Origin of the sequence: Pseudomonas sp. NPDC089743 (assembly GCF_044748785.1) — a bacterium.
GTDB classification, from domain to species: domain Bacteria; phylum Pseudomonadota; class Gammaproteobacteria; order Pseudomonadales; family Pseudomonadaceae; genus Aquipseudomonas; species Aquipseudomonas putida_X.
Window position 1 is genome coordinate 21,468 of the sequence record NZ_JBIVGS010000003.1, and the last position, 13,401, is coordinate 34,868.

Annotated in this window: 12 protein-coding genes and 3 pseudogenes; 6 read left to right on the forward strand and 9 right to left on the reverse strand. The window is 54.9% G+C overall.

Going from position 1 to position 13,401, the window contains the following annotated elements; all coding sequences use genetic code 11:
* Positions 1 to 42 precede the first annotated feature (42 nt).
* The 6 genes from ACIPZC_RS06930 to ACIPZC_RS06955 all read right to left on the reverse strand — a co-directional run bounded on the left by ACIPZC_RS06930 (position 43) and on the right by ACIPZC_RS06955 (position 5,935).
* Complete coding sequence (locus ACIPZC_RS06930) at positions 43 to 831, reverse strand: DUF4238 domain-containing protein (protein ID WP_400625836.1); 789 nt, start codon at positions 829 to 831, stop codon at positions 43 to 45.
* A gap of 159 nt (positions 832 to 990) precedes the next feature.
* Positions 991 to 1,575, reverse strand: coding sequence for a hypothetical protein (locus ACIPZC_RS06935; protein ID WP_400625838.1), 585 nt, complete (start codon positions 1,573 to 1,575; stop codon positions 991 to 993).
* Between the two features lie 101 nt (positions 1,576 to 1,676).
* The gene (locus ACIPZC_RS06940; RefSeq protein WP_400625840.1) at positions 1,677 to 2,162 is read right to left on the reverse strand and encodes a Mov34/MPN/PAD-1 family protein; all 486 of its coding nucleotides are present in this window, start codon (positions 2,160 to 2,162) and stop codon (positions 1,677 to 1,679) included.
* Positions 2,150 to 3,775 (reverse strand): ThiF family adenylyltransferase, encoded by a 1,626-nt coding sequence (locus ACIPZC_RS06945; RefSeq protein WP_400625842.1) that lies wholly within the window; start codon positions 3,773 to 3,775, stop codon positions 2,150 to 2,152. Before ACIPZC_RS06945 ends, ACIPZC_RS06940 begins: the two co-directional genes overlap by 13 nt.
* 3 nt (positions 3,776 to 3,778) lie before the next feature.
* Entirely contained in the window at positions 3,779 to 4,927 is a 1,149-nt protein-coding gene (locus tag ACIPZC_RS06950) for a CBASS cGAMP synthase (RefSeq protein WP_400625844.1), read from the reverse strand.
* The gene (locus ACIPZC_RS06955) at positions 4,928 to 5,935 is read right to left on the reverse strand and encodes a CBASS cGAMP-activated phospholipase (protein ID WP_400625846.1); all 1,008 of its coding nucleotides are present in this window, start codon (positions 5,933 to 5,935) and stop codon (positions 4,928 to 4,930) included.
* Between the two features lie 687 nt (positions 5,936 to 6,622).
* Between ACIPZC_RS06955 and ACIPZC_RS06960 the strand changes: the two are divergent.
* The 4 genes and pseudogenes from ACIPZC_RS06960 to ACIPZC_RS06975 form a co-directional block, all read left to right on the forward strand.
* Positions 6,623 to 6,934 (forward strand): annotated as a pseudogene (locus ACIPZC_RS06960) (integrase arm-type DNA-binding domain-containing protein); the annotation flags it as partial.
* A 447-nt stretch (positions 6,935 to 7,381) separates the two neighbouring features.
* Positions 7,382 to 7,846 carry a helix-turn-helix domain-containing protein gene (locus tag ACIPZC_RS06965; RefSeq protein WP_400625848.1) on the forward strand — a complete coding sequence of 155 codons (465 nt, stop codon included), beginning with the start codon at positions 7,382 to 7,384 and terminating at the stop codon, positions 7,844 to 7,846.
* A pseudogene (locus tag ACIPZC_RS06970) lies at positions 7,846 to 8,421 on the forward strand (PIN domain-containing protein). Before ACIPZC_RS06965 ends, ACIPZC_RS06970 begins: the two are co-directional and overlap by 1 nt.
* Before the next feature lie 116 nt (positions 8,422 to 8,537).
* Positions 8,538 to 8,766, forward strand: a pseudogene (locus tag ACIPZC_RS06975) (transposase); the annotation flags it as partial.
* Between the two features lie 66 nt (positions 8,767 to 8,832).
* Here ACIPZC_RS06975 and ACIPZC_RS06980 read toward each other — a convergent pair.
* The gene (locus tag ACIPZC_RS06980) at positions 8,833 to 9,282 is read right to left on the reverse strand and encodes a GNAT family N-acetyltransferase (RefSeq protein ID WP_400625850.1); all 450 of its coding nucleotides are present in this window, start codon (positions 9,280 to 9,282) and stop codon (positions 8,833 to 8,835) included.
* A gap of 200 nt (positions 9,283 to 9,482) precedes the next feature.
* Here ACIPZC_RS06980 and ACIPZC_RS06985 point away from each other — a divergent pair, with 200 nt between their 5' ends.
* Positions 9,483 to 10,061 carry a plasmid pRiA4b ORF-3 family protein gene (locus ACIPZC_RS06985; protein ID WP_400625852.1) on the forward strand — a complete coding sequence of 193 codons (579 nt, stop codon included), beginning with the start codon at positions 9,483 to 9,485 and terminating at the stop codon, positions 10,059 to 10,061.
* A 955-nt stretch (positions 10,062 to 11,016) separates the two neighbouring features.
* On the forward strand, positions 11,017 to 11,238 hold the full coding sequence (locus ACIPZC_RS06990) for a hypothetical protein (RefSeq protein WP_400625854.1): 222 nt from the start codon (positions 11,017 to 11,019) through the stop codon (positions 11,236 to 11,238).
* A 168-nt stretch (positions 11,239 to 11,406) separates the two neighbouring features.
* Here the strand turns inward: ACIPZC_RS06990 and ACIPZC_RS06995 are convergent, their stop codons facing one another.
* Together ACIPZC_RS06995 and ACIPZC_RS07000 are read right to left on the reverse strand one after the other, a co-directional pair.
* Positions 11,407 to 12,579 carry an MFS transporter gene (locus ACIPZC_RS06995; RefSeq protein WP_400625856.1) on the reverse strand — a complete coding sequence of 391 codons (1,173 nt, stop codon included), beginning with the start codon at positions 12,577 to 12,579 and terminating at the stop codon, positions 11,407 to 11,409.
* The gene (locus tag ACIPZC_RS07000; RefSeq protein WP_400625858.1) at positions 12,572 to 13,384 is read right to left on the reverse strand and encodes an alpha/beta fold hydrolase; all 813 of its coding nucleotides are present in this window, start codon (positions 13,382 to 13,384) and stop codon (positions 12,572 to 12,574) included. The genes ACIPZC_RS06995 and ACIPZC_RS07000 overlap by 8 nt, the downstream gene beginning before the upstream one ends.
* Positions 13,385 to 13,401 lie beyond the last annotated feature (17 nt).

A 13,401-nucleotide genomic window follows, 5' to 3' on the forward strand; every position in this document is an offset into this window, starting at 1 on the left:
CATTAAAATATGTTCTTTGGGTTTCCTGGTTTGATCATGATATTACTTCACGTAATGATTTTTTATTCCTGATTTTAAAATTGAATTTATAATTTCCTCAGTGAGTAGTCCAGACTTCTCCAGTTCGTGCTTTAAATTGGAGCAGATGGCGACTATTTGTGGGGATATAGGTAGGATTAACCGGTTCGTCTGTAGAAGATTTTGAAAAAAATCAGGCATAATAAATCTACCGCTCTTCAGGCGGAAAATCTCCCATTTAGTCGCTTCAAAATGTCGCATGCAGTTTACGAAATCCATTTGCATATGCGAAGCTACCAGTTGCCGAGAGATGGATTGAGAGTCGTCATCACCCCCCATGATAACGTGAACATGGCTCTTGGCATTGCTCACTTCCAATTCTTCTAACTCAGCCTTGCTGGAAATATGAATTAATTTGACCATGTGTGATGCGTAATGTGGACGCTCTTTGTGAGTAACTACCATGCGCGCATGTAGCATGCAGAAATACGCGGTAATATGGGTGTGCTCCGTGATTGGTTTTCCTTTTTTTATTAGTTTTGATTGTGTGAGGTAATTTGTCTCATTTTTACCCAGCATTCTGCTTTCTGCCCATTGGCTCCAAAGCCGATCAACAAAAAAAGCATCTTCTGGTTTGATCGGCTTGTCCAGTCCTGAAATTGATAGCTTGCCATCAGAGTTAACCCATTCTCTTAGATGCGCCTGCGGGATGACGTGTTGGACCCTGGTGAATTGGTGAGGGTTAGATACTTTCTTTCCATTCTGTTCCACCGTACTTGGTTTTTCAGATGGGCTATGATTTTTCTTATACACGCTGTACTCCTTTAATTTGCGTACTTTAGTTGTGAGCGGAAGCCTGTCAAGACTTTTAGGCGATGCCGCGCATGACTTAAAAATGAAATTCTACTCATATTTTCTCTGTGGGGCTCATGACCTATACCGTAAATTTAAATATTGCATAGATATATCAAATCAAGCCATACCTGTCAGCTTTACCAAAACAGCTACGAGATAGCTTGCCAGTATTCCTAGCGCCCATTTAACCAAGGGGCGATTGAACCAACCTCCTTCCTTTGGGGCTGGTGGGAGCGCTTGATTGTAGACGTTCACCTGGCCAATTTGAGTGGCGTTGATAGTGGTCGAATTTCCTTGTTGTGGTGCCGCCCTCCACCCAGCCTGTTCAGCATGACGTAGCTCGGACCGTACCCTTTGGCGAAGCGATCTAGCAGCCTTTATAATTTGGATACCCAGCATGGCAACGCCAACCAAGCCAAGCAAAGCTAAGTTTCCGTAGCTTAACGGATTGGTTTGACTAATCGTAAGAGCGTGGTCCCAGAAGACACTGGTATATGGGTAGGTGGTCGAAAAAATCGAATATGCTAGTTGTCCTATAACATGGAGTAAATGTCCAAAGATTGGAGAGTTTTCAAGTTCAACGCTTTGCCAGTATATGAACGAAATGGCGGATACCGAGTACATCAATAAAGTTCCCGTCCACATGCTATAGCCAAGTACGTAGTAAGTCCTATACCTAAAAATAGCTTCGCTAATTTTCATTGTTCAATTTCTTTGCTAGTGAATTTATTTGGTGGTCTTGTGGCGTGCTTTGCCTGTTTCAACTTTTATAATGTATATCGAGCGGCAAGGTGGTCGAATTTTTAGTCGTAAACTCCCGCAGGGATGAATTCTGTACCATTTCCGTTTACAGGCATGCTTTCCAGGTACAAGGCTTTGCGACCAACTATCAGTCCAAGAACGGGACGTTTGTCTTTTCTTTTCGACGACAGTTTTCGCCATTCTGTCAGATCAGTTCCAGATGGTGTTGGATAGTCCTCTGGGTGGGTATGCCACTCACCGATGTATCTGACCAGGCCATCGCTATCAGCCCACCGTTTCTGGGCGATATGTTCGTGCAGTTCTCTCATGCGTTCGAAAAATGTTCTGAATCGACGATCAAACTTGGTGGGTACGGTAGCTTCGACGATTTCAAGATGCGATCCTCGAACGTACCCTAGCAAAAGACCGCCTCCTTCCAAATCTGATGGGTCTGCTTGGATGTGACGCTGAAATACGCTCAACACTTCAGGGTGGATGTAGATCAAGTTGCGGCCTTGATTGGCGGACCACTCTGCTACGAATTGCATGCTGGGCAGCCCTCGACCTTGAGGGGATCACAATCGGGCGTGGCTAATACGTACGAGTGGTCAGTGATCCTGGTTCGCATTGATGGGGAGGCTTTTCCATTAGCCCATGCCAGCGCCATTTCAGTCCCTAGCGCGGCGGCCTGAACTGAAACGGTCGCTGGGAAAGGGACGTATAACCCTTCACAACCATGCCCAGCCAAGACATAGGGCACTCCACCCTCAACGGTCAGCAATTTGCCCATCTTGGTGTATGTCGAGAGGCATCGGTAACAAGCACTATCCCCCGGGGTCTTCAAAATTGCGCGCACGGCCGTTCCCGGACCTTCTACCCACACGGATAGTATGGGACTCATTGCCGAGTAGTTCGCTGCAATCCAGTGTCCCAGCGCTTCCTCGCCAGTGGCATCGATCAACAGATCTAAATCGCCTAGATGCGCTTTACGTACATCAACTTCAAGAGCCTGCACCGAAATCCCTGGGGCGTCGATTTTAAGCATGATGCTCACGCCAAGAGCTTTGTTCATGTTGAAGTACCGTAACCCCAGTCGATGCCGTCCAACGTTCTCAGGCATCAGTTGATCGAAATCTACTAAGGTAAGCTTGCCACCACCCGTCCCTGCACCAATCTTCACCAGCATGTCAGCAAGATATCCGCCGATGGTTCCGCACCCCACGATGGCAATCCTCAATCCTGCCAGGGTTTTCATGGAAGGGATGCTGCGCTGCGCGATGTACTGCTCGTCAATCCGGATTGCAGCGAGCCTGGTAATCCTGAAACTAAAAAGCCTTTCTGTCCCCCTCGACCTCTCAAACTTTTCATCGTCCAAAACGGACTGATCGAAATGCACTTGAAACCCGTAATTGAGATGTGGCGATTGAATGAAAATAACCGCTTCGGACTGCTTCTTCCGGTAAGCCTCCGAGATACGCTGTTGGATTTTGCGCGCACAGCCTTTGTCCAGCTCTCGCTGCCAGCTCAGTACCTCAGCTACGGTATTAGGTGGCCACGCGACTTGGCTTGGGCGAGGTTGAGCGCCGGATCCGACGACGTACGCCAGCATCATTTGTCTTTTGGGCTGGAAATTCAGATCGTCTATTTTCTGAACTGTCCGCTGTATGTCGTCAGTGAGCACAGGGGTTCGCAGCCCCCTTGGAGAGATGACACAGAATGCGGAAATCTCACCTCGCATCAACTTTTGAACGTCAAAAACGCAAAGCTCGCTGACCCAGTGAACAAGGAACTCCTCCGCTAGATCTTGGACCATTTCTCCCCTGAGGATGCATCCAAGGACGCGTTCCGCCTCAGCCAAGCACTTCAACGTTTGGCCAATTGGGTCGAAGATATCGAGCACTATGGAGCTTGCCGTCAAGTAGCAAAGCCAGCCGCTGGCACCAAGATGAGGAGTGACGGGGCCTAGCTTTGGAGGAAGCTCCTTTAGCTTTACGATGGGCAATGAAAAAAAGGTCGGGTCGACAGTAAAGTCGCATTGAAAGGCTCCCTCCGATGTTTGGAGGGGGCCCTCAAATTTTACCCACCGATCAGAAGTCCTTCCGAGGTATCTAAACCCTCGAAGCTGCATCTCCGAAATCAGCTCTGGAATTGCCTCAACCATCTGTTACCCAGCCTTGGTACGGCCCACCAGCTCACTAGCAGCGGCCTGCGCGGGCACCGCCGCGATAGTCGCGGCTACCGTGACCTGTTTGATACGACTCGGACGATTCGGGAAGCGAGGCCCGAACATGCTAATCATCCAGTTGCATGCGGTTGATTCTTCAGACGCGTTCACCGCTCCATTGAGATAGTTTTCCAGCATTTCGAATTTCCTGGCAGCCTCTTCCAGCTCATCAGCTGGAAGACGATCACTCAAGCTCTCGTCGGGAGCTACCGGGTTGTTCACGCCATTTCGAAGCGCGTTGGGGAGTCCCTTCAATACTTCGAGAAGGGCCAGGTCGTCCCGTCGATCCATCTTTGTAAACAATGGCGCGGCTGCGGCCATCAGCAATATGGAAGACGGGCCACCTTTCTTCCATTGCCAATCACGGAAAGCTTTCAGGTAACGCACCACTCGACGAAGTTGCTCACCTTTGGCTTCAACTTCATCAATGAACCAGTCCTTCACCGGCCTAGGATCGGATGTCACCCAGTCCTCTTCCCTGTGGGCCAAGAGCACCTCGCCAGTGGGAAGGGTTGTCCAGGAGTCGGCTTGTCGAGCCTTCACAGCGTCCAAAAGGCTCTCAAACCCGTACCTGTTTGCCGCTCTCTCCAGGGTCACGTACTCGTCATCAGGTATCGAATATAAGGGGATATCGATGTGAGCTGCGTGTGATATCTCGATTCGAATGCACGTCGGTTTGTCAGTCACCAGCTTCCAATTTTCGCTCCGCTTGGTCTCAACCAACCGGCGCAACGCCTCTTCAGCGGCAGCAAAAAAAATGGCGCTCGCGGTACTTGGCCTTTTGCTGCCTTTTAAGAAGCTGATCGGCAGGTATGCACCGTCATCCACATCGGACTGTTGAGGAGGCAGATGGGCGGGGCTATTGAGTGTTTTGTACGCCCATGAGCCTTGAGTGAAAAAGCGCGGTTGGGGTATCTCGCCCTGATAGCCTTGCTCGACAAGCACCTTGGGAATCCCGTGCCTTAGGCACTGCCGGACTTCATTTTTTGCCGAGGTGATTTGGAGTCGCTGTGAGGCCGTCAACTCCAGTGCTTGGAGTAAACACGGTTCGTCTTCGGAAGTATTAAAAAGAGGCGACAGGTTCAGCATTTACAGTTCCCCCGAGTTTTTGTTCGGACCGTGGTAGAAGGTGGGTGCTGCTGGCTTGTGACTGCGGAATGGAGTGAATTTGCTGTCACCTAACGCACGTTGAGCGGCGGCTGTGCCGCGATCCCGTAGGGTGTTTGTGGATGCTTCGGACACGTCATCCAACGCTTTCACGTCGCCACTTTGTTGCGGCGTGACTTGGTCATCAATTTTGAAATAACAGCCACCGAGAGACTGGGTAAGCATGTAGTCGACGGAAGACTCTTGGGCTGAGATAACCAGGTCAAACAGGCTTCCCCCCCATCCCAAGATGCCTTGATCTAGGTCCCTCCCTCCGCTGACAGTCGCGCCGACTGTCATGGTTCCTATAGCGAGAACACGTATGCGGACATTTTGATTGGGGGCGAGGAACGTTCGAATCTCATGGAGCCCGAATAGTCCTGGCGCATTTCCTACCAATCCACCGTCTACAAAGACACCGCGCTCGTTTCGTACGGAGGGAAAATACACAGGTGCGGCAGAGGTGGCTAAGGCGACGTCTACCAGTCGCATTCTGTAGTCAAGCTCGAAGGATGGGTGATGAGGCGTTTTAAAAAACTGACCACGGCCAGTGGTGTAGTTCACAGCAGGTATTAGCACCCGATGCTTCAGATCCCCTAGTGTGGAATTGCCAAATCGCTGCTCCAGCACGGAGCGCAAACCTTCATTTGAATGCTTTGCGCGGCTCAAAAAGCCTAGCCGCCGGCGCATGAAATCGCGTGAGCCGAAAATCTGCTTGCCCTGGTCTTCAAATAAAGATTTCAGGTCGCTGGCAGGAATTTCACTCGCAAGCCCTAGCGCCAGTAATCCACCGGCTGAGGTGCCACAAATGAGGTCGAAATGAGAGGCAATGGGGCGTCCGAGCACCTGCTCGAACTCTTTAAGAATGGTTGCGGTGTACAGCGCACGGTACCCGCCACCCGATAAGGCAAGCACGTGGTATGTGGGAAGGTTATCGTTTCCGTCGATCACTTTTCACCTCTTGGCACCACCTAATGATACGCGACACCCATACTACATATAGTGTGTGTTCAAAAACGCTATCACGATATGTGGGTTATACCTGATTTCTAAACTGGATCCAAGTCAACCTTGAGTGCTTTCGCAGGGGAGAGAGTATCGATCTGGGTCGACGCTTCATCAGGTTTAACGTTCGTTGTTCGACGCTACTCAAAACCCGCTTTCTGCTTCGACCGATTGTCCGCGCTGTAGGTAGCGTCGGGGCTCGGTTGGGTATGCTTTCAGCGGCTGCGAGCCAAGGTTCGGGATTTTGATCGCCCAGGCGGTTGCTTGAGCCACAACTGAGGGTGGATATCTATCCAAATGGTTTGGCATTTTTTTGAGCTAACAAGTAGCGATTTTGGGGGCCAAGCTAACGCGTAGAAGGTCGCAGGTTCGATTCCTGTCTCCGGCACCAGTCTATAGGTTCATGCAGTGCCAAGCAGTCGCATGACACCCCTTTGAAGCCCGCCTAGTGCGGGCTTCTTGTTTCATGCGGTGCCATCCGGTTTCATCCCAGCGCTTGTCTTGTGAGTGCCGAGTACCTATCCGAGCACCTTAGGTTAGTTCAATAATCTATGGGTACTCATCATGCCTTTGACGGCTTTGCAGGTTAAGAATGCTGCACCACGTGAGAGGGACTAAGGCCTTGCGGATGGCGGTGGCCTTTTTCTATGGCTTCGCGCGGCAGGCGGCAAGTCCTGGCGCTTTCGCTTCCGTCTGGATGCCAAGCAATCTCACATTTCCCTTGGCACAGTCGACAAGGTAACCCTTGCACAGGCGCGGCAGCTTGCTTCCGAGTCTCGCCCACTTGTGGCGCAGGGGCGGCATCCTGGAATTGAACGGAAGGTTGCGCGAGCGCAGGCGGCAATCTCTCGTGCCAACACGTTCTCTAGCCTTGCGCTGGAGTGGCATCAACACAAGTCGCAGCGCTGGTCGGTAGGGTATGCCTGCTACTTGGTGCAAGGGTAGGTTGTCCAGCTCCCCTCCCTCTCGGAAGCGCAGATGGTGAAAACCGTCACGCTCCTGACTAGCGCTGATCTGCAGTAGAGCAGCTTCTTCTCGGGTCGGCGGAGACCGTCATACCGCAGTGCGGTAAGCATGGTCCCATCGTGTAACCCTTGAGCAAGTCCGATGATGGTCATCAAGTAGCGCCTTGGCCTAGTGGGGCGCCCAGGATCTGTGTATCCCTTTATTTCTTGGAGACCGCTTCGGAGCGGGCACTTGCTTTTCAGTCTCAGCGGGAGTACCGGCCGAGGGGCTGTGGGCGACCAATCACTAGATCACGGCTATGCTTAGGCCAGCACATCGCTGCGTTTCGTTTATTTCGTTTGTTGCAATTTTCGTTTATTGCGATTATAAAATCTCTACCTGCCGTATGAGACGCCAGGAATTTCAAATCGCTTGTGGAGATACATCATGACCACCGCCGATCTCGCTCGAAGCATCCTTCCAGATGAGAAAGCGATCGCCGCGGCTACTGAATCAAGCCGCCAGATTGCTGCTTTCGTTTCGACGAAGCTGGATACTCAGCGTATTGAACTGGTTGATGAAGCCCAGCAACGCCAAGCCGTTGAGCTACCAACGTTCGCTCTTAGACTGCTCGGGGACATACTTAACGAACTGGCCTTAGGCAACACCGTGAAGGTGGTGCCGATCCACGCAGAACTGACTACTCAAGAAGGCGCCGACATGCTCAACGTCTCGCGTCCGCATCTTGTCAAGCTGCTGGACGAGGGTCAGATTCCACACACAAAAACCGGCAGCCACCGTCGCATCAAGTTCACCGATATCATGGCCTACAAAGCCGACCGTGACAGAGCGAGCCAAGCCGCCATGGAAGAACTGGCTGCACAAGCCCAAGCGCTTAATATGGGCTATTAATGAGGCATTCACCGTTCACTGTTATCTATGACGCCTGTGTGCTGTATCCAGCACCTCTGCGTGATTTGCTGATGCACCTGGCCTTGACCGGCGCGTAGCGTGCGCGCTGCTCCGGGCAGATCCATGATGAGTGGACGCGAAATGTGCTGAAAAATCGTGCTGACCTGACAAAAGCTCAGCTTGATCGTACTGTTGAAGCCATGAACCGGGCAGTACCTGATTGTCTTGTGAACGACTACGAGCCGTTGATACAAGGGCTTGACCTTCCTGACGAAGATGATAGGCACGTCTTGGCCGCTGCAATCAAATGCGGTGCATCGGTCATCGTCACATACAATCTCAAGGATTTCCCCGCTGAGATCTTGATGCGCTTTGAGATCGAGGCTTTGCATCCCGATGTCTTTCTTTCTGACATCTGGGACCTAGACCAAGCAGCCGTGCTCGAGGCAGTCCAAAAGCAGCGCGCCTCTTTGAAAAATCCTAGGTACACGCCTCGCGAGCTACTGGATACCCTGCTTAAGCAACGTCTCCCAGAAATCGTCAAGCACCTTTCCCGCTACGAGCTGTTGATTTGATCCTGCTTGGGCCGAGATTCACTCGGTCTCATGCGAACCCCGCATCTTATACTCTCAGGAGTGGCAATCAGAGGGCCGCAGGCTGCGCGACACGATGAAACCCGTCTGTCGAAGGCCTGCGCCAGGGCAGCTATTCTTCTGGTTTCCTTGAGCCCCGACGCACTGCTGAGAAAACGATGCCGGTGGGCCTTCAGGGAGGCCTACATCCAAGGCTTTTCAACACGCTCGGTAGGCGGGCTAGTCAAGGTCATGAGCATGACCGGCATCCCTCAAAGCCAGGTATCTCAGCTGGCTGGGGAGATCAATGAGCGCGTTCACGATTTGCTTGAGCGCCCGTTTGAAGGTGGCTTTGCCGCCGCCATGGTCTCACTGGCTTGCGCGCGCTGCTTGCCACCTCTCTGCGTACAGAGCCTAGAGCCGTTTTTCCATAACGATGGTGCGCTCCGCCCCATGAAACTCGTCGCGGATTTTCTGATACCCCAACGCGGCATAGAACCCTTCAGCTGTAATCGACGATGGCACACGTACAGCCACAATGCCGGCGTGGGCAGCGGTTGCATGAATGACATCCATCAAATGCCGACCAATCCCGCCTTTTTGGTGAGCTGGATCAACGAAAACACTTCTGACGACATCACCATCGAGCCCAGCAGTGCCGATGATTTTTTCGCCCAGCAGGGCTACGAAAACCCTGCGCGTAGCAAGTTGCGCGGTGACGACCTCAGGAGCAAAATTGCGCTCAACCTGAGCGATCACATCGGGCGCGTAGTCTTGGGAATTTGACTCACGCAGGGCGGCTAGAACTACACGGCTAATCGCTGCTGCATCTCTGCTGGTGGCCGGACGAACGTGGCATTGCATACTGAGACCTCAATCCTAGAGGATCACAGCTTAGCCCATCACACTGAGCCTCCCGAGTCGCTCACCCATCCCTGACAAGCCGCGAAACCTTTTTAACCATACCTTGAAGCACATCGCCGCACACCCGATCAGTCGGTTCGATAAACTGCCCCCTTGGAGCGTTTCTTTCACCCTATCCACACTGCGAGGTGGCCGCCCTCATGGTCAAAGCTGTTCGCTCACTCAAACCTGCAGCAAATCTGTTGTTGCTGCACATTGAATTGAAATATGTCGAGCCAGCTATCTGGCGCCGCGTGGCGGTGCCGGAAAACATCACCTTGGGCAGATTGCATTCAGTGATCCAGGCCGCGATGGGATGGGAGGGAGGGCATCTGCATGAGTTTGAAATTGCCGGTGAGAGTTACGGCATACCCGACCCCGATGGTTGGGGCCCGCCGGTAAAGCCGCAAGCCCGCAAAACTTTGGTCAGAGCGCTGTGCGGGAAGAAGAGTTTCCGCTATGTGTATGACTTCGGGGACGGCTGGGATCACCGGATCAAAGTCGAGAAAACGCTGCCCGCCATCGCCTGTCCGCAGGTGCCGTATTGCGTCGATGGTGCCAATGCCTGTCCGCCGGAAGATGTGGGCGGTGCGCCAGGTTATGCCGAGTTTCTTCAAGCCATGGCAGACCCCAATCATCCAGATCATGAGGCCATGATGGAATGGCATGGGGATATCTTCGACCCGGCGGCTTTTGACTGTGAAATTACTAATAGTTGGTTGAAGGTAATCAGGGTCTGAAAGTCCCGGGCGGTGCGGATTCTCGCGCAATCGCCGGCGCGGCGCATATCTACGGGGCGCCTCAAAGGGCCTCGGCACGCACTCCCAAATTCGCCACTTCCACGGCAATCAGTGAAGACCCACTGCATTTGCTTTTTGGGGGCGCCGTTTCATGTCATGGCGGCTGTGTGTGGGAGACCCTCGGGTCTGCCGGGTTCCTTTTCCTCGGTTCGCCAACCTGCGTACAGCTGCCACCCTAACCGTTTGGCGACGGTCAGCGTGGTGTTCTAACCGAAAAGGACCTCATGCATGCTTACCCTAAGCCTATCCAGGATCCTCGCATCACTACAGCTGGTGGTGGGCACCAGTCGGCCAACCGACGTGTTCTAGCGTCTCGTGTAACCGCCGCCGTGCGTGGGAGATCCTCGGGTCTACCGGGTGCCTTCTCATTGGTTCGCCAACTTGGTACAGCTTCCACACAAACCGTATTTAACTGCAACTGCCAGTTTTTGATCGCTTCCTACGAGAATCGATGACTTTTCCCACAGTATCCAACCTTGCCCTTCTATGGTTATGGAGATAAATTTCTCCTGTCGCGGAAAATTTCGTGACAGGGCGTAGGAACCCGTTGGTAAACTTGGCGCACGCACTAGGCGCCCCCTGCACCGCAGCTGGCGCTTTTTTTGTGCCAGCCGTGCTGTGTCATGGCGGCTGTGTGTGGGCAGGCTTCGGCCTGGCCGGGTTTCCAAGTTTCCCGGTATTCCTACCCCATACACAGCTGCCACCCAATCCCGTAGGAAGGATCGTGACAGCTCCAACTGAAAACTTGGAGTCTCATGCATGCTTACCCTAAGCCTATCCAGGATCCTCGCATCCGTTCTCCGCCGCCGTCGCCCTTCGCCGGCTCCCGAACCCCACCGGTTCTACCCCATCTACGACCCGTCACGTCCGCACAGCACACCCAAGCAGGTGCCCCATGACTGACCAGGAACGCTTATCCACAATCCAGAGCTACGCCTGGACCCTCGAGCTGCTCGGCGAAGCCCTGGTGCAGCATGACGAGATGCTCGAGTGCGAACACAACCCGCACCTGAGCTTCCGGAACACCGCAGGTATCCACCAGGCGATCCGGATCATCAGCCAGCTGGCCAGTGAGCAGTGTTCGAAAGTGAGCCTTATGCAAGGCGATGCCAGCTAGCAGGGGCAGATCAAGGGCTGTCTGTGCCTCCCGTAACAGGGCAAGTCCAGGCACCCCCGATCAGTCGTTGTAGCCTGTAAGCCCTGCCTTGCAACGCGAACGCGGTCTCCGGTTTGTACCGGAGGCCCGCTCGCCCAGGCTGCCCCTCCGATTGAAACCTCACCCCGCTCACGCTTCGTGCGCCGCCCCCGGCAACTGCACGGCCTTCGGCCTCAGCAGCGTGCTCAACCCCAGCAATAACACGGCACCGATGGCCATAATCCCCCAGGCCCAGTGCAACGAACTGAGCTGGTCACGGACAATGCCGGCTACCAGTGGCATGCTCGCTGCGATCAGGTAGCCGCCGCCCTGCACGAACGCCAGCAGGGCGCCCGCTTGGGTTGGCGAGTGGGTGTGGTCAAGGGTGACGATGAGCGACAGCGGGAACAAGGCACCGATGCCAAGCCCCAGGCACAGGGTGGCCACCACGGCCAGTTGCACAGGGGCGAGCATCAGGCAGGCCAGGCCGGCAAGCAATAGCAGTATCACCACGGTCAGTGGTTGCCTGCGGTCTGGGTAGCGGTGAATGAGGGCTGAAACCAGCAGGCCGGCGATGACTTCGGTGACGGTGAGGGCGCCAAGCAGGTAGCCCGCCTGGGTGGCCGTCCAGCCCAGTTCCACATAGAACGGCGGCAGCCAGGCCAGCACCAGGGTGTAGGCGCCCGTGCCAATGCCGAAGAACAACAACAGCAACCAGGCCCGCCCGCTGCGGTACGGCAAGGTGGCATCGCTGTGGCTGCCGGGGTCGCTGCCGGCGGCGAGCAACCAGGCGATCAAGCCGACCAGCGCCGGCAAAGCCGCCACCCCCAGCGTCAGTTGCCAGCCGAAGGTGCTGGCACCCGGTGCCGCAAAGGCAGCGGCCAGCGCGGCGCCGCCCATGATGCCGGTGGTGAACAGCCCCATCAGCATGCCTGCGCTTTGCGGGTGGCTGCGCTTGATGAACGCGGGCATCAATGCCTGGATGACTGCAATGCCGACCCCGCCCAGCGCGGCTGTTGCGATCAGCGCCGTGGCGGAGGTGATATAGGCCCGTGCGGCGCAGTTGATGACGATCAGCGTGATACCCATCGCCACACCCCGCACTTCACCCACCAGGCGCAGCAGCCAGGGGCCGGACAGCGCGAACAACCCCATCATCATCACGGGCAGGGTGGTCAGCAGGCCACCTTGGGCGTTGCTCAGGCCCAGGTCGTGTTGCAGGGTGCCGAGCAAGGGGCCGATGGCCGCCATGATGGGGCGTAGGTTCAAGCCGATCAGCATGGCCAGTAGGCCTATGCACGCTTTGCTTGGCATATCACGCATGTTGAAGTGACTCCTGCAGGAAGGTGCATAGCGCCTGGTTGAAGGCCTGGGCGTACGGGATGTTGAACACGTGGCCGTCCCCCGGCAGGGTGACCTGGCGGGCATGGGCGATGCGTTGGGTGATGTCTTCGGCTTCCGAGCGTGGGCTGATCAGGTCGCCTTCGGCGGCAAGTACCAGGGTCGCTGCTTGAATGGCTGGTAATTGATCGCGCAGGTCGTAACGCTTCATGCCATTGCACCAGCGGATCTGGCTTTGCGCTGACAGTTGAGCGGCCTGGGCGTGCCAAGCCTGGTAGAGGCATTGGCCTTCGGCCGAGGCGGCATAATCAGCGCCCACCAACGCCGGCCAAGTGGCCTTGAAACGCTTCAGGCAGCCGTCCGCCTGCGCAAGGTTTGCGGCCCACTCGTTCAGCAGCCCTTGGCGATACGGGCTGTTCATGCTGGCGAATGTGCCGGCGACCACCAGTTGCTGTACGGCCTCAGGTGCATGGCAGGCCATTTCCAGTGCCACCATGCCGCCCAGAGAAAGGCCGACCAGGTGGGTACTTTCCAGCCCCAGGTGGTCGAGCAGGGCCAGCATTTCCAGTGCCTGGGCATGGGCCGTGATACCTTCGGGCGCTTCGCTGGACGCGCCGTGGCCCAGCAGGTCGGATACGATAACGCGGTGGCCCAGGCTGAGCAGTGCACTGGCTTGGGGCCCCCAGGCGCGCCCGCTGTTGCCCAGGCCGTGCAGCAGCAGTACTGGGCTGCCGGCGCCTGAGTCGTAGTAATAGTGCCGATGCGGTCCGTGTACGAAAAATGCCATGTGCTCTCCTGATCCTT